A 15,685-nucleotide genomic window follows, 5' to 3' on the forward strand; every position below is an offset into this window, starting at 1 on the left:
CGGCCCCCGCCGGGACCCTCTCGCACTTAACGCCCCCGCCGGGACCCTCTCGCACTTAACGTCCCCTCCCGCCGGGACCCTCTCGCACTTAACGTCCCCTCCCAGGGGGACCCTCCCGCACTTCCCCGGCCCGCCCGCCGTCGACCACCAGGACCAAACCGCGAGAGCACCCCCAAAAAACTCCCCATCAACTGCGACAGCGTCACAGAAAAACCCACATCAACTGCGAGAGCGTGTGAATATTGCCACGATGCCGGCGTCTGGGCTTCTCCCGTCCTGCCCGGTTGGGTGACTCCACTAGAATTGATGAAGATGTACGGACTTCGAAGCGCTTGATTTCGGGTTGCGTAGGAAACGAAACACGGATACGAGCGGCTGCAGTTGCGCCAGTGGTCGGCTCACAACAGGAGGAATCCACATGGCTGAGCATAACGGCGGCAACCGCGGCGGAAATGACCGCGGGGCATTCCGCGGCAATAACAGTTCAGGCGGCGACCCGCGTGGATTCCGTTCCCGCAGCAGCCGCGACAACAGTGATTCCGGCCGTGCCTCCGGCGGCGGTGAGCGTAAGCCGTTTGGGGACCGTGACAAGAAGCCTTTTGGTGACCGTCCGCGCCGTGATGGCGAGGGTGAGCGTCGTGGTTTCGGTGCTGGAGAGCGGAAGCCTTTCGGTGCTGGAGAGCGTAAGCCGTTTGGGGACCGTGACAAGAAGCCTTTTGGTGACCGTCCGCGCCGTGAGGGCGAGGGTGAGCGTAAGCCTTTCGGTGCCGGGGAGCGTAAGCCGTTTGGGGACCGTGACCGCAAGCCTTATGGCGACCGTGAGAACCGGCCCTTTGGCGACCGTCCCCGCCGTGAAGGCGAGGGTGAGCGCCGTGGTTTCGGTGCCGGGGAGCGGAAGCCGTTCGGTGCCGGGGAGCGTAAGCCTTCTGGCGATCGTGACCGGAAGCCGTTTGGGGACCGTGACCGCAAGCCTTATGGCGACCGTGAGAACCGGCCCTTTGGTGACCGTCCGCGCCGTGATGGCGAGGGTGAGCGTCGTAGCTTTGGCGGGGGAGAGAACCGGAAGCCTTTCGGTGAACGGACCGATCGTGGCGACCGGGCCGGCCGTGGTGACCGCCAGGACCGCGCGCCCCGTAGTTTCGATCGCGGCTCCAGCCGGGAAGATGCCGGGCCCCGCAACTTCGGGCGGGACCGCCAGGAAGACCGTCCCGTCCGCGTGCCCAACGCCCGGGACCTCCGGAGTGCCAACCGGCCGGACCGGGAACGTTCCCCTGAAATCGACGAGGACGTCACTGGCAAGGAACTGGACCGCGCGACCCAGCACCAGATCAAGACCCTCGAAGCAAAAAGTGCGGAGTGGGTGGCCCGCCACCTGGTCATGGCCGGCCGGCTGATCGATGAAGAGCCGGAGCTCGCGTTCCAGCACGCCCTGGCTGCCAGCCGGCGCGGTGGCAGGCTCGCTGCCGTCCGCGAAGCCGTCGGACTGACGGCGTACGCAGCCGGCCACTACGGTGAAGCCCTGCGCGAATTCCGCACCTACCGTCGCATCAGCGGCTCAAACGTCCACCTTCCGGTCATGGCCGACTGCGAACGAGGGTTGGGACGCCCTGACCGTGCGCTGGACGTGGCCCGTTCCGAGGAAGCCCAGGACCTGGACGCTCCCGGCAAAGCCGAACTCGCCATCGTTGCCGCCGGTGCCCGGACCGACCTTGGACAGCTGGACGCTGCCGTAGCCGAACTGGAAATCCCGCAACTGGACATCAACCGCGCCTTCTCCTACAGCCCCCGGCTTTTCCGCGCCTACGCCGACGCCCTCGCCGGCGTGGGCCGCGACGCTGAAGCCGAGAAATGGCGGAAGCAGGCCGTTGTGGCCGAGAACGCACTGGGCCAGGGCGTGGACGAGGAACCGGACATTATTGACCTTGGCTGGGACGAAGAGGAAGAGGCCAGGGAGGACGCCGAACGCCGCCGCCTGCTGGAGCGCGCATCCCAGGCATCGGAAACGGCCGCGAGTGCCGCATCCTCAACCGATGCCGCATCAGCCGCCGGTGCAGCTGTAGCCGGTTCCGCTGCGGAGTCCGCTGAACCGCAGGACGCCGCCATCGAAGACCAGGAGGGTGACTACTTCGCCTCCGACGACGCCGAGTCCGACGAAGACTCGGTGGAGCCGGACGAGCTGGAAACCTCCGGCGAGGCCGCAGACGGAGCCGAAGCCGGACACGACGGCGAACCCGGCGTGGAATACCAGGCCGGGGACCAGCAGGACCGGCGGGAAGACTGACGCATGAGTGACGTTCCCCTGATTTCCCTGTTTGACGCCCTCCTGGCAGATCTGGACGGCGTGGTCTATGCCGGACCGCATGCCATTCCCGGTGCGGTTGAGTCCCTGAAACAGCTCTCCGGCCTCGGCGTGGGGCTGGGCTACGTGACCAACAACGCATCCCGGTCCCCGGCGCAGGTGGCTGCCCACCTCCGGGAACTCGGCGCGCCTGCCGAGGACCACCAGGTGGTCAGTTCCTCCCAGGCCGCCGCAGACCTTCTCGCTTCCCTGCTGGCTCCGGGCTCCAGGGTCCTCATCACCGGAAGCCCGGCTCTGGCCGCGGAGATCGAACTCGTGGGGCTCGTGCCGGTGTACGGCCAGGACGAGGCCCCGGTGGCGGTGGTCCAGGGATTCAACCCCGAGATCGGGTGGAAGGACCTGGCCGAAGCCACCTACGTCGTCAACGCAGGCGCCCTGTGGGTGGCCACCAACACTGACATGTCCATACCGCAGGCCCGCGGCATCGCCCCGGGGAACGGCACGCTGGTGCACGCTGTCGCAGCCGCAACGGGCCAGACCCCGCGTGTGGCCGGCAAGCCCGAAGCGCCGCTCTTCCACTCCGCCGCCAAGCGGCTTGGCGCGGAACGGCCCCTGGTGGTGGGAGACCGGCTGGACACGGACATCCTGGGCGGAAACAACGCAGGCTTCGCCACTGTGGCGGTCCTGACCGGCGTCGACACCCGGCAAACCATCCTGGCCGCCCGCGCCGCCGAGCGTCCGGACTACATCATCAGCTCCCTGGCGGACCTGCACCGGGTCTACCCGGAGGTCACGCACGACGACGGCACCTACGCCTGCGGCGAGGCCACGGCCCGCGTGGCCAACGGGGCGGTGGGCATCATCGGCAGCCAGGACAACCTTGATTCCTGGCGGGCCGCGTGTGCAGCCTGGTGGGCAGCCACCCCGGACGCCGCCGCACCCCAGGCGCCTGAACTCGTCTGGCTGGATCACTAGACTGGTGGAATGACTGAGCTGACCGAACCCCGCCCCGCAGCAGCCCAGCCTTCCCCGGACTGGCCCGGAACCGACGGAGCAGGTGTCACGGACCCGGTAGTGGCGCACGCACTGGCACGGCTTGAAGCCTTGCCCCAGGTCCCGGTGGCGGAGCACGAGACCGTTTACAACGAACTTCACGATGAACTGCTTGCCGCACTGAACAGCGAACCCGCCGACAGCGGGCATGGAAGCAGTGATCCGACGGACGGCGTCGCCTGATGCCGCTGCGCCTCGACCAGGCGTTGGTGGCCCGCGGCCTTGCACGCTCCCGCACCCATGCGGCCGCCCTGATCGCCGAGGGCAAGGTCAGTTCCGCCGGACAGGTCCTCGCCAAGGCATCCCTCCAGGTCGATGAGGGCCGGGACCTCGCCGTTCAGCATGATGAACAAGACGCCTACGCCAGCCGCGCGGGCCACAAGCTGGCCGGCGCCCTTGACGCCTTCCCCGAGGTCTCGGCAGCGGGAAAAAGATGCCTTGACGCCGGAGCCTCCACCGGCGGCTTCACGGACGTGCTGCTGAGGCGGGGAGCCGCGCACGTGGTGGCGGTCGACGTCGGGCATGGCCAGCTGGTGCCCCAGCTCCGCGAGGATCCCCGCGTGGAGGTCCACGAGGGACTGAACGTCCGCTACATGTCCTCCGCGGACATTGGCGGCCCTGCAGCGCTTACCGTGGCTGACCTGTCCTTCATTTCCCTCACCCTGGTGGTGCAGCCGCTGGCCCTCTGCACTGAGCCCGGCGGGGACCTGGTGCTGATGGTGAAGCCGCAGTTTGAAATCGGAAAGGACCGGCTGGGACGGACCGGCGTGGTCACCTCCGAGCGGGAACGGCGCCTGGCGGTGGAGAAGGTTGCCAGGGCAGCGCTCGACGCCGGGCTCGACCTGACGGGCCTTGCGCAGAGTCCGCTGCCGGGCCAGGACGGAAACGTTGAATACTTCCTGTGGATAAAACGCAGGATGAGCCAAGACTTGCCTAAGATCGAAGAGCGGGAGGCAGCGGCCGCTGCCTTGCTCGGACGAATCTGGCCGAACCACTAGAGAGCGGAACCTGATGAGCAGGCGTGTACTGGTCCTCGCCCATACCGGCCGCGAGGACTCACTGAAGGCCGCCTGGGAGGCGTGTGCCCTGCTGCATGCCTCGGGCATCGTGCCGGTCATGCAGGAGTCCGAACTCGGGGACATGGAGCGGTTTTTCGGACACTTGGCCCAGCCCGTGGAGATCCTCCACGACCACGTCCGGCTCCCGGACGTCGAACTCGTCATGGTCCTCGGCGGTGACGGCACCATCCTGCGCGCGGCAGAGCTTGTCCGCGAGGTGGACGTTCCGCTGCTTGGGGTGAACCTCGGCCATGTGGGATTCCTCGCCGAAAGTGAGCGGGCGGACCTGGCCCAGACGGTGGAATGGATTGCCAGCCGTGAGTACACGGTGGAAGAGCGCATGACCATAGATGTCCAGGTGTGGGTGCGCGGCCAGAAGATCTGGCACACGTGGGCGCTGAACGAGGCCGCCATCGAGAAGGCGAACCGTGAGCGCATGCTGGAGGTGGTCACCGAGGTGGATGAGCGTCCGCTGACGTCCTTCGGCTGCGACGGCATCGTGCTGGCCACGCCCACGGGTTCCACAGCGTACGGTTTTTCTGCCGGCGGCCCGGTGGTCTGGCCCGAGGTGGAGGCCCTGGTCATCGTCCCCATCAGCGCCCATGCCCTCTTCGCCAAGCCCCTGGTGGTCTCGCCACACTCCCGGTTGGCGGTTGAAGTCCTGAACCGTACGGATGCCCTGGGCGTCCTGTGGTGTGACGGCAGGCGGTCAGTGGACCTGCCGCCGGGAGCCAGGGTAGAGGTCACGAAGTCCGCCACCCCGGTGCGGCTCGCGCGCACGCACCAGACGCCGTTTTCCGCCCGCTTGGTCCGGAAGTTCCAGTTGCCCATTCACGGCTGGCGGGGCCCGGCTCCCAAGGCTGAGTCCGTTCACACCGGCCCCATCCCCATCATTCGGACGCCCCGCCCCATGCCCCCGCTCCAGGTACCGCAGGCGGGCCAGCCCGATGTCGAAACCGATCCGCCGACCGCAAAGTGAAGCCATGCTTGAAGAACTGAGAATCCGCGATCTGGGCGTCATTGCTGACGCAACGCTGCCGCTGGGGCCAGGCCTGAGCGTGGTGACCGGTGAGACAGGTGCGGGCAAGACCATGGTGGTCACCGCCGTCGGGCTCCTGCTGGGTGCCCGCTCCGACGCCGGGGCGGTGAGGAGCGGTGCCAAGAGTGCCACCGCCGAGGCAGTGCTCAAGCTCGACGCCGGCCATCCCGCCATAGCCAGGGCTTTGGAGGCGGGTGCCGAGGCGGAGGAGTTCGACGGCGGCGCGGAGCTGATCCTGGCCCGCCGCCTCGGCTCGGACGGCCGCAGCCGTGCTTTCCTGGGCGGCAGGGCCGCCCCGGTGGGCGTCCTCGCCGAGATCGGCGAGACCCTCGTGGTGGTCCATGGCCAGTCGGACCAGATCCGGCTTAAGGGAGCCGCCGCCCAGCGGGGAGCCCTGGACAAGTTCGCCGGTGAGGCGCTGTCCGGCCCGCTGGCCGCCTACCAGGACCTGTACAACCGCTGGAAGTCCAGCCAAGCGGAGCTGGACACGCTCCGCAGCGCCGCCCGCGACAGGCTGCGCGAAGCCGAGTCCCTGGAGACCGCCCTGGCGGAGATTGACCAGGTGGATCCGCAGCCGGGGGAGGACGAGCTGCTCAAGGCCGAGGCCGTAAAGCTGGCCAACGTGGAGGAGCTCCGCATCGCAGCGAGCACCGCCCACCAGGCGCTCATCGCCGAGGACTTCGGCGAAGCCGGTGACGCCACCACACTGGTTGACGCCGCCAAGCGGACGCTGGAGCATGTGGCAGAGCACGACGCCGAGCTCGGCTCAGCGGCTGCGCGGCTGGCCGAGGTGGGCTTCCTGCTCAACGACATCGCCACCGAGCTGGCCAGCTACCAGGCCGGCCTGGACACGGAAGGGCCGGAACGGCTCGCGGAAATAGAGGACCGCCGGGCCGCCCTGGCCAAGCTGGTCCGCAAGTACGCCCCGACAATTGACGAGGTCCTCGTCTGGGCGGAGAACGCCCGCATCCGCTACGACGAACTGCAGGACGACTCCACCCGGATCGAAGCCCTGGACGCCGAGGTTGTGAAGGCTGAGGCGGACCTGAAGAAGCAGGCCGCCGCAATCAGCAAGACCAGGGCCAAGGCCGCCAAGGACCTTTCGGCCCGGGTCAGCGCGGAGCTGAAGGCGCTGGCGATGGCCGATGCCACCCTGGTCATCACCATCGACCCGGCCGGCCAGCTAACCCCGTATGGCGCCGACGAGATCAGCTTCCTCCTGCAGCCGCACTCCGGTGCGCCCGCCCGGCCGTTGGGCAAGGGCGCATCCGGCGGTGAACTCTCGCGCGTCATGCTCGCCATTGAGGTGGTGCTGGCCGCCGTGGACCCCGTCCCCACGTTCGTCTTCGACGAGGTGGACGCCGGTGTGGGCGGACGTGCCGCCGTCGAGATCGGCCGCAGGCTGGCCATGCTGGCCCGCCACGTCCAGGTGCTGGTGGTCACGCACCTTCCGCAGGTGGCCGCCTTCGCGGACCAGCACATCACGGTCACCAAAACCTCCGTCAGGGGAGCCGACGGCAAGACAGCCACGGGGTTCACCTCAAGTGATGTCCGCCTCCTTGATGGTTCCGAACGGGTCCGCGAACTGGCGCGCATGCTGGCAGGCCAGGAGGATTCGGAGTCGGCGCAGGCCCACGCACAGGAACTGCTGGACGACGCCAAACTCCTGCCGCAGCGGGCCTGAAACCCGGCCTTGCCGGGGTGCCGGCCAGCGGCCGCCCCTTGCTCCCGGGGCGGCCGGACCGGCAGACTTGGTCATTTGGGAAGTACTCCCAGCGATCCGTGGAAGGCTCAAATGATGATAGGCTCGAATTCCGTGGTGCAGCGATCAAATTCCCGTGTAAATTCCCGGTTCCCGGGCTCGTCCAAGACGACCAAACACATCTTCGTAACCGGTGGTGTGGCGTCCTCGCTCGGTAAGGGACTGACGGCGTCAAGCCTCGGCCACCTGCTGCGGGCGCGTGGCCTGTCTGTAACTATGCAGAAGCTCGATCCGTACCTGAACGTCGATCCGGGCACCATGAACCCCTTCCAGCACGGCGAAGTCTTCGTCACTGACGACGGTGCCGAAACTGACCTGGACATCGGACACTATGAGCGCTTCCTGGACGAAAACCTGGAAGGTTCGGCAAACGTGACCACGGGCCAGGTGTACTCCACGGTCATCGCCAAGGAACGCCGCGGCGAGTACCTCGGCGACACCGTCCAGGTCATCCCGCACATCACCGATGAGATCAAGCGCCGCATGCGCCTGCCGGCCGAGGGCAAGAACGCCCCGGACGTCATCATCACCGAAATCGGCGGCACCGTGGGCGATATCGAATCCCAGCCGTTCCTCGAGTCGGCCCGCCAGGTACGCCAGGACATCGGCCGCACCAACGTGTTCTTCCTCCACGTCTCGCTGGTCCCGTACATCGGGCCGTCCCAGGAACTGAAGACCAAGCCCACCCAGCACTCCGTCGCAGCCCTGCGGTCCATCGGTATCCAGCCTGAGGCGATCGTTATCCGCTCGGACCGCGAAGTTCCGGACGCGATGCGGGAAAAGATCGGCCGCATGTGCGATGTCGACATCGACGCCGTGGTCAACGCTGCCGATGCCCCGAGCATCTACGACATCCCCAAGACGCTCCACACGCAGGGCCTGGACTCGTACATCGTGCGCGCCCTGGACCTGCCCTTCAAGGACGTGGACTGGACCAGCTGGGACAAGCTGCTCGAAGCCGTGCACAACCCCAAGCACGAGGTTGAAATCGCGCTGGTGGGCAAGTACATCGACCTGCCCGACGCCTACCTGTCAGTAACCGAGGCCCTGCGAGCCGGCGGCTTCGCCAACGACACCAAGGTCAAGATCCGCTGGGTCCCCTCGGACGAATGCGAAACCCGCGAGGGCGCCGTCAAGGCGCTCGACGGCGTCGACGCCATCTGTGTTCCCGGCGGCTTCGGCATCCGCGGGCTTGAAGGCAAACTCGGCGCCCTGAAGTTCGCCCGCGAAACCAAACTGCCGGTCCTGGGACTCTGCCTGGGCCTGCAGTGCATGGTCATCGAATACGCCCGCAACGTGGTGGGGCTGGAGGGCGCTTCGTCCAGCGAGTTCGAGCCGGACTCCAAGTACCCGGTCATTGCCACCATGGAAGAGCAGCTGGAGTTCGTGGAAGGCCGCGGCGACCTCGGCGGCACCATGCGCCTGGGCCTCTACGAAGCAAAGCTCGACGCCGGATCCGTCATCGCGGAAACCTACGGCAAGACCACCGTCAGCGAACGCCACCGCCACCGCTACGAGGTCAACAACAAGTACCGCGACCAGATTGCAGCTGAAGGCCTGGTCTTCTCCGGCACGTCCCCGGACGGCAAGCTCGTGGAGTTCGTTGAACTGCCCGTGGACGTCCACCCGTACTACGTGGCCACCCAGGCGCATCCTGAGCTGAGCTCGCGTCCCACGCGGCCGCACCCGCTGTTCGCCGGCCTGGTCAAGGCAGCCCTGAAGCACCAGGAGGGCTCCGACACGGCCGCCACCGCGGATGCCGGCGCCCTGCACTCCGGTACGGTAGCCGCTAAGTAGTTCCAACTGAAAAAGGACGGCGCGATGCCCGGCACACCTGAAAACACCCCTGCTGCACAGCAGGTTTCGGATGCACCGAGCCCGCGCCGTCTTTTGTCTACCGAGAAGGTGTACGAGGGCCGGATCTGGGACGTGGTCAGCGACAGCTTCCAGCTGCAGGAGACCGGCGATGCCCTGACCCGCGACTACATTGACCACCCCGGGGCAGTGGCCGTCCTGCCCATGAACGCCGACGGCGAAATCCTCCTCCTCAGGCAATACCGCCACCCGGTGGGCATGGACCTCTGGGAAATCCCGGCCGGCCTGCTGGACATCGAAGGGGAGGACTTCGTCGTCGGAGCCGCCCGCGAACTGGCCGAGGAAGCGGACCTCGCCGCGGGAACGTGGAACGTCCTGGCCGACTTCTTCAACTCCCCGGGGTCCTCCAGCGAGGCCATCAGGATCTACCTTGCCCGGGACCTCACTGACATACCCCACCACGAACGCCACGAGCGGACCGATGAGGAAGCGGAGATCGAGTTCCACTGGATCGGCCTGGACGACGCCGTGGCGTCGGTGCTGGCCGGCAGGCTCCACAACCCGTCCGCGGTCGTCGGAATCCTGGCGGCGGCCGCGGCCCGCGCCGGCGGGTATGAAGGCCTCCGTCCAGCGGATGCCCCGTGGCCTGCCCACCCCAGCCAGCGCTGATGGTCCCCATTTCCTCCGCCTCGCTGGCCCCGGCAGGTCCGGCCCCGGCAACGCCGGTCCAGGATTCCGCACCACCGCCTGCACCGCCAACCGCCGTTGACCGCGGCATCACCGACTACCTCCAGCACATGGGTGTGGAGCGCGGGCTCGCGGCCAACACCCTGGCTGCCTACCGGCGGGACCTTGCCCGCTACTCCCGCTACCTTTCCGCCGCAGGCTGCCGGCGCCCGGAGGAGGTCACCCGGCGCCACGTGACCGGATTCGTCCAGGCCCTGTCTGACGGTTCCGACGGCGGCACGGCCCTGGGAGTGCGGTCCGCGGCCAGGACCGTGGTTGCCGTACGCGGCCTCCACAAGTTCTGGGCCCTGGAGGGGCATACCCCCTCCGACCCCGCCAGTGAGGTCCACCCGCCAATGCCCGGGAAACGGCTGCCGAAGGCCATCAGCGTGGACGAGGTGACCAGGATCCTCGAGGCGGCGGGAACGGACACGGCAACAGGGCTGCGCGACCGTGCCCTCCTTGAGTTCCTATATTCCACCGGGGCGCGGATCAGTGAGGCCGTGGGCCTGGCCGTTGACGACATTTCCTTGGCGGAGGCCGGATCGGGCCCGGCCATCGTTCGGCTCTTCGGCAAGGGGTCCAAGGAACGGCTGGTACCCCTCGGCTCGTACGGCGCCAGGGCGTTGGACGCCTACCTGGTGCGCGGACGTCCCCTGCTGGCGGCGAAGGGAAAAGGAACACCCGCACTGTTCCTGAATGCCCGCGGCGGCCGCATCAGCCGCCAGAGTGCCTGGACCATCCTCAAGGCAGCAGCCGAAAAGGCGAACATCACCAAGGACGTTTCCCCGCACACCCTCAGGCACTCCTTCGCCACCCACCTGCTCGAAGGCGGCGCCGACGTCCGCGTGGTCCAGGAACTCCTGGGTCATGCCTCGGTGACCACAACCCAGGTGTATACCCTTGTCACTGCCGATACCCTGCGGGAGATTTATGCTGCCGCGCATCCCCGGGCACTGGGCTGAGCGTGGCTGCCGCTGCAGTGGCCCTGTGTTTCCTGCTCCGCGAAGTGGACGGCGTCCCCCAAGTGCTGCTGGGACTAAAGAAAACCGGCTTTGGTCGCGGAAAGATTGTCGGCATCGGCGGGCACGTCGAAGCGGGGGAGACCGCCGCGGAAGCGGTGATCCGCGAGGTGCGGGAGGAAACCGACGTCGGGCTCCGGCTTGAGGACCTTAGGGATGCGGGCGTCGTACGGTTCGTGTTCCCTGCCAAGCCGGAGTGGGACATGGACACCCGCCTGTTCACCGCCGTTTGCTGGGAAGGCGAACCCATCGAAAGCATCGAGATCGCTCCCGCCTGGTTCGATACCGCCGCGCTGCCCGTTGACCGGATGTGGCAGGATGCGGACCACTGGCTGCCGGTGGTGCTGGAGGGCGGCAGGGTCAACATCGTGGTGACCATGGACAACGACAACGAGGCCGTCGCCTCCTCGGAAAGCCTGCTGCCTTAAGCCGCTAGACGCCGACGGCGGGCCGGGCACCGCAGCGCCCTCCCGCCGTCGTCGTTGTTTCCGCAGCAGCAGCGCCTACGGCAGGTGCCGCTCCTCGGGGCCGTTGTACTCGCTCAGCGGCCGGATCAGCGAGTTGGAGTCCAGCTGCTCCATGATGTGCGCCGTCCAGCCCGTGATGCGGCTGGCAACGAACAGGGGAGTGAACGTTGCGGTGTCGAAGCCCATCAGGTGGTAGGTGGGCCCTGCCGGGTAGTCGAGGTTGGGCTTGATGGCCTTGGCTTCGTCCATGGCGGTTTCAAGCCCCTGGTAAAGGCCCAGGATCTCGGGCCGCCCGTAGTGGGCGATCATCTTGTCCAGCGCAGCCTTCATGGTGGGCACCCTGGAGTCGCCGTGCTTGTACACGCGGTGGCCGAAGCCCATCACTTTCTTCTTCTGGGCCAGCGCATTCTCCATCCACGCCTTGGCCCGGGCTGCTGCCTCCTCAAGGGACTCCTCGGGCCGGATCCCGATCTCGTCGAAGGTGTGCATGACGGCCTCGTTGGCTCCGCCGTGCAGTGGTCCCTTCAGCGCACCGATGGCTCCGGTGACCGCCGAGTGCAGGTCCGAGAGGGTGGACGTGATGACCCGAGCCGTGAACGTCGAGGCGTTGAAGCTGTGCTCGGCGTACAGGATCATGGAAACGTTGAAGGCCTCCACCACCTCCGGTACCTGCTCCTCGCCAAACGCCATCCAGAGGAAGTTGGCCGAGTAGCCAAGGTCGTCGCGGGGCTCCACTGGGTCGATGCGCTGGCCCGCGGCGTGCCTGCGGCGCTGGTCGTACGCCACCACGGCCGGCATGGCGGCGAAGAGGTCCACCGCTTTGGCCATGTTGGCCTCCCGCGACGAGTCTTCCGCTAGCGGATGCCTCGCCCCCATCACCGACGCGGCTGTCCGGCAGACATCCATGGGATGCGAGCTGGTGGGCAGGGTATCGACTACCTGCTTGACCACTGGGTCCAGGGCGCGCCCGGCCCGCTCCCGCGCGGTGAATTCAGCTAGCTGGTCTTGGCTGGGCAGTTCCCCGTTCCAGAGGAGGTACGCAACTTCCTCGAAGCTGCACCGGGAGGCGAGCTCCTGGACCGGGTAGCCGCGGTACAGCAGTGAGTTGGTGTCCGGGTTGACCTTCGAGACGGATGTGTAATCCACTACGACGCCGGCGAGACCTTTTTTGATGTCCTGTTCAGCCATGCTGAAACTCCCTTGTTCCTGTCGCCTTTCGGATGCCGGCAGCGGCCGGCGGTGGTGGTTTTTAGTGCTTCCCGGGGACCTGGAAATTGAAGACCCCGGTGTCGAAGCGGTTGTAGGCCTCGTAGTCAACGAGGTCGTACAGCCGCGCACGGGTCAGCATGCTGCCCACCTGTGCCTCCTGTGTTCCCTCAGCCTTGATCGAGTCCAGCGTACGCTCAGCAGCGCCCATGGCACTACGGAGCAGGGTCACCGGATAGATCACCATGTTCACGCCCACCCCGGCGAGCTGGTCCACGGTGAAGAGTTCGCTCTTTCCGAACTCCGTCATGTTTGCCAGGATTGGCACGTCCACGGCGTCGCGGATGGCCTGGAACTCGTCCAGGGTGGCCATCGCTTCGGGGAAAATGGCGTCCGCACCGGCATCCACGAGAGCCCGGGCGCGGTCCTGGGCCGCTGCGAGCCCATCCGTGGCGCGGATGTCGGTACGGGCCATGATCAGGAAGTTCGGGTCCCGTCGCGCATCCGCGGCTGCCCGGATGCGTTTCGTGGCAGTCTCCAGGTCCACCACGTTCTTGCCGTCCAGGTGGCCGCAGCGCTTGGGGTTGAACTGGTCCTCGATGTGCAGCCCGGCCAGGCCGGCATTCTCGATTTCCTGGACGGTGCGGGCCACGTTCATGGGTTCACCGAAGCCGGTGTCCGCATCCACGATCGCGGGCAGGTCCGTCATGCGGGCGATCTGTCCGGCGCGGGTGGCGACTTCGGTGAGGGTGGTCAGGCCGATGTCCGGCAGGCCGAGATCGTTGGCCAGCACGGCGCCGGAGATGTAGACCCCGGCGAAGCCCTTTTCCTCGATCAGCCGTGCCGAAAGCGGGTTGAAGGCGCCCGGGAACTGCTGGATGGTCCCGGAGGCCAGGAGTTCCCGGAACCGGACCCGCTTCTGCTCCGGAGTGGTCTTGGAGTACAGCATCAGAAAAGGCCCTTGGGTGCGGCGCCCAGGTCGATAACCCCCGGCGCGGCAGTGATGTTCAGTTGGTCCAGTTCGCCGGCGGCGAGTTCCGGGAGGCGTTCGACGGCGGCCAGGAACCTTTCGATTTCCGGTTCCTCCACTAGCCCGGCGGCGAGGGTGCGGAACTTGTTGACGTACTGCTCCCGGCCGAAGGGCCGGGCACCGAGCGGGTGGGCATCGGCCACCGCGATCTCGTCCGTGATGACTGTGCCGTCCGCGAGGGTGATCTCCACGGAACCGCCGAAGGCCTTTTCGGCAATGTCCAGGGAATGGTAGCGCCGCGTCCACTCGGGATCTTCCTCGGTGCACACTTTCTGCCACAGGTCCACCGTGTCCGGGCGTGCGGCGCGTTCGGGGGCATAGGAGTCCACGTGGTGCCACGCGCCATCCTGCAGCGCCACTGTGAAGATGTACGGGATGGAGTGGTCCAGTGTTTCCCTCGAGGCGGTGGGGGAGTATTTCTGCGGATCGTTCGCGCCGGAGCCGATCACATAGTGCGTGTGGTGGCTCGTCTTGATCAGCACGGACTTCACGTTCGCGGGGTCGGTGGCCTCGGGGTGCTCACGGTTCAGCTTCCGCGCGAGGTCGATCCAGGCCTGGGCCTGGTACTCGGCGGAATGTTCCTTGGTGTACGTGTCCAGGATGGCGCGCTTGGCCTCCCCGGCTTCCGGCAGCGGGACCAGGTAGGAAGCGTCCGGGCCGTCAAGCATCCAGGCGATCACCCCGTCCTCGCCCTCGTAGATGGGTACCGGCGAGGTCTGACCGCGCATGGCACGGTCCGCGGCCTCCACTGCCATCTTGCCGGCGAACGCCGGTGCGTGCGCCTTCCAGGTGGAGATCTCGCCCTTCCGCGACTGCCGCGTGGCCGTGGTGGTGTGCAGGGCCTGGCCCACGGACTGGAAGATGGTTTCGACGTCGAGCCGCAGCAGGGTACCGATGCCCGCCGCAGCCGACGGGCCCAAGTGCGCCACGTGGTCGATCTTGTGCTTGTGCAGGCAGATGGCCTTGACCAGGTTCACCTGGATCTCGTACCCGGTGGCGATGCCCCTCACGAGGTCGTGTCCGCTGGCCCCGGTGTGCTGGGCAACGGCAAGGATCGGGGGAATGTTATCTCCGGGGTGTGAGTAGTCGGCAGCCAGGAAGGTGTCGTGGTAATCCAGTTCGCGCACCGCCACCCCGTTGGCCCACGCCGCCCACTCGGGAGAGACGCGCTCGCCGATACCGAAGACCTTCGCGCCCTTCCCGCCGGTGCTGGGGCCATGCGCCAGCGCCTGGGCCCGGGCCGCCACGATCGGAGCACGGTTCAAGGACGCGATGGCCACCGAGGCGTTGTCGATCACCCGGTTGATCACCATGTCTGTCACCTCGTCGGTGACTGCCACCGGATCGGTGGCTACCTTGGCGATCTTGTAGGCGAGCTGCTCCTCGCGGGGCAGGTTTTCCTCGCTCTTGTATACGCGGACGTGGTGTTCCTTAACCATGATGCTCCTTGTCGTGGGGCCTGTGCGTGTTTTTGACGTGTGAAAGGCTTCTGTGCAGGTGGAGGGTGGTGGCTGCCTCGGCCAGCCGGGGATTGCCAGCGGCTATGGCCTCGGCGATTGCTGCGTGCTCGGCGGCAGCGGAAGTGAGCCGTGGCGCATCGTCGGCGGCGAGCCTGCGGACCCGGACAAGGTGCACGCGCAGGCCGCGCATGGCCTGGGCCAGGTAGGAGTTGGAAGCAGCAGCATCGATGGCCGCGTCGAGGCGCCCCGAGAGGTCGTAATACGCGTGCCGGCCCGGATCGCTGCCATCGATGAGGGCGGGTGCCTCAAGGAATTCCTTCTGCAACTGCAGGAACACGGCAGAGTCGCCGCGTTCGGCGGCGAGCGCCGCGGCTTTGCACTCCAGGGTTTCGCGCAGCTCGAAGAGTTCGTCGATGTCGTCCAGTGAGACGTCGGTGACGACGACGCCGCGGCTGCCCGCCGTCGTCGTCAGCCCTTCCGCCGTGAGCCGGCTCAGCGCCTCCCGCAAGGGAGTGCGCGAGACACCCAGGCGTTCCGACTGCTCCACCTCCGCCAGTACCGTGCCCGGCAGGAGGCGCCATTCGGTGATGTCATCGCGCAGCGCTTCATAGGCCCTGTCGCTGGCGCGCATCCTTGCCTCCTTCGGTGGTTTGACCTCTTCAGTGTATACAAAGCGTGGGCAAAAACCAGCCCGAGGCGGCAACAACTGCAAAAACTCTCGCTGCGTGTATACATTGCTATTGTCTCC

15 protein-coding genes are annotated in these 15,685 nt (G+C 67.0%); 10 read left to right on the top strand and 5 right to left on the bottom strand.

Annotated features, from left to right (window positions below):
• Window positions 1-484: 484 nt before the first annotated feature.
• On the bottom strand, window positions 485-1,324 hold the full coding sequence (locus Q9R30_RS12990) for a hypothetical protein (RefSeq protein WP_311217811.1): 840 nt from the start codon (window positions 1,322-1,324) through the stop codon (window positions 485-487).
• A gap of 36 nt (window positions 1,325-1,360) precedes the next feature.
• Between Q9R30_RS12990 and Q9R30_RS12995 the strand changes: the two genes are divergently transcribed.
• From Q9R30_RS12995 to Q9R30_RS13040, 10 genes are all read left to right on the top strand, one after another.
• Entirely contained in the window at window positions 1,361-2,281 is a 921-nt protein-coding gene (locus Q9R30_RS12995) for a hypothetical protein (protein ID WP_311217812.1), read from the top strand.
• Window positions 2,282-2,284: 3 nt separating this feature from the next.
• Window positions 2,285-3,274, top strand: a complete 990-nt coding sequence (locus Q9R30_RS13000) for an HAD-IIA family hydrolase (protein WP_311217813.1) — start codon at window positions 2,285-2,287, stop codon at window positions 3,272-3,274.
• Between the two features lie 9 nt (window positions 3,275-3,283).
• Window positions 3,284-3,535, top strand: coding sequence for a hypothetical protein (locus Q9R30_RS13005; protein ID WP_311217814.1), 252 nt, complete (start codon window positions 3,284-3,286; stop codon window positions 3,533-3,535).
• Window positions 3,535-4,350 (top strand): TlyA family RNA methyltransferase, encoded by an 816-nt coding sequence (locus Q9R30_RS13010; protein ID WP_311217815.1) that lies wholly within the window; start codon window positions 3,535-3,537, stop codon window positions 4,348-4,350. Before Q9R30_RS13005 ends, Q9R30_RS13010 begins: the two co-directional genes overlap by 1 nt.
• 13 nt (window positions 4,351-4,363) lie before the next feature.
• Entirely contained in the window at window positions 4,364-5,389 is a 1,026-nt protein-coding gene (locus Q9R30_RS13015) for an NAD kinase (RefSeq protein WP_104997459.1), read from the top strand.
• A gap of 4 nt (window positions 5,390-5,393) precedes the next feature.
• Window positions 5,394-7,133: a DNA repair protein RecN gene (recN, locus tag Q9R30_RS13020; protein ID WP_311217816.1), complete on the top strand. Its 1,740-nt coding sequence runs from the start codon at window positions 5,394-5,396 to the stop codon at window positions 7,131-7,133.
• Window positions 7,134-7,247: 114 nt separating this feature from the next.
• Complete coding sequence (locus Q9R30_RS13025) at window positions 7,248-9,008, top strand: CTP synthase (protein ID WP_311217817.1); 1,761 nt, start codon at window positions 7,248-7,250, stop codon at window positions 9,006-9,008.
• Window positions 9,009-9,032: 24 nt separating this feature from the next.
• Window positions 9,033-9,695, top strand: coding sequence for an NUDIX hydrolase (locus Q9R30_RS13030; RefSeq protein WP_311217818.1), 663 nt, complete (start codon window positions 9,033-9,035; stop codon window positions 9,693-9,695).
• On the top strand, window positions 9,695-10,717 hold the full coding sequence (gene xerD, locus Q9R30_RS13035) for a site-specific tyrosine recombinase XerD (RefSeq protein ID WP_311217819.1): 1,023 nt from the start codon (window positions 9,695-9,697) through the stop codon (window positions 10,715-10,717). The genes Q9R30_RS13030 and xerD overlap by 1 nt, the downstream gene beginning before the upstream one ends.
• Window positions 10,718-10,719: 2 nt before the next feature.
• Window positions 10,720-11,202: an 8-oxo-dGTP diphosphatase gene (locus Q9R30_RS13040; RefSeq protein ID WP_311217820.1), complete on the top strand. Its 483-nt coding sequence runs from the start codon at window positions 10,720-10,722 to the stop codon at window positions 11,200-11,202.
• 75 nt (window positions 11,203-11,277) lie between these two features.
• Here Q9R30_RS13040 and Q9R30_RS13045 read toward each other — a convergent pair whose 3' ends face one another.
• The 4 genes from Q9R30_RS13045 to Q9R30_RS13060 form a co-directional block, all read right to left on the bottom strand.
• The gene (locus Q9R30_RS13045; RefSeq protein ID WP_104997464.1) at window positions 11,278-12,429 is read right to left on the bottom strand and encodes a bifunctional 2-methylcitrate synthase/citrate synthase; all 1,152 of its coding nucleotides are present in this window, start codon (window positions 12,427-12,429) and stop codon (window positions 11,278-11,280) included.
• A gap of 61 nt (window positions 12,430-12,490) precedes the next feature.
• Window positions 12,491-13,396 (bottom strand): methylisocitrate lyase, encoded by a 906-nt coding sequence (gene prpB, locus Q9R30_RS13050; RefSeq protein ID WP_104997465.1) that lies wholly within the window; start codon window positions 13,394-13,396, stop codon window positions 12,491-12,493.
• On the bottom strand, window positions 13,396-14,916 hold the full coding sequence (locus Q9R30_RS13055) for an MmgE/PrpD family protein (RefSeq protein ID WP_104997466.1): 1,521 nt from the start codon (window positions 14,914-14,916) through the stop codon (window positions 13,396-13,398). The genes prpB and Q9R30_RS13055 overlap by 1 nt, the downstream gene beginning before the upstream one ends.
• Window positions 14,909-15,568, bottom strand: a complete 660-nt coding sequence (locus Q9R30_RS13060; RefSeq protein ID WP_311217821.1) for a GntR family transcriptional regulator — start codon at window positions 15,566-15,568, stop codon at window positions 14,909-14,911. The genes Q9R30_RS13055 and Q9R30_RS13060 overlap by 8 nt, the downstream gene beginning before the upstream one ends.
• Window positions 15,569-15,685: the final 117 nt, after the last annotated feature.

This window comes from Arthrobacter sp. AB6 (assembly GCF_031844545.1).
Lineage (GTDB): Bacteria > Actinomycetota > Actinomycetes > Actinomycetales > Micrococcaceae > Arthrobacter.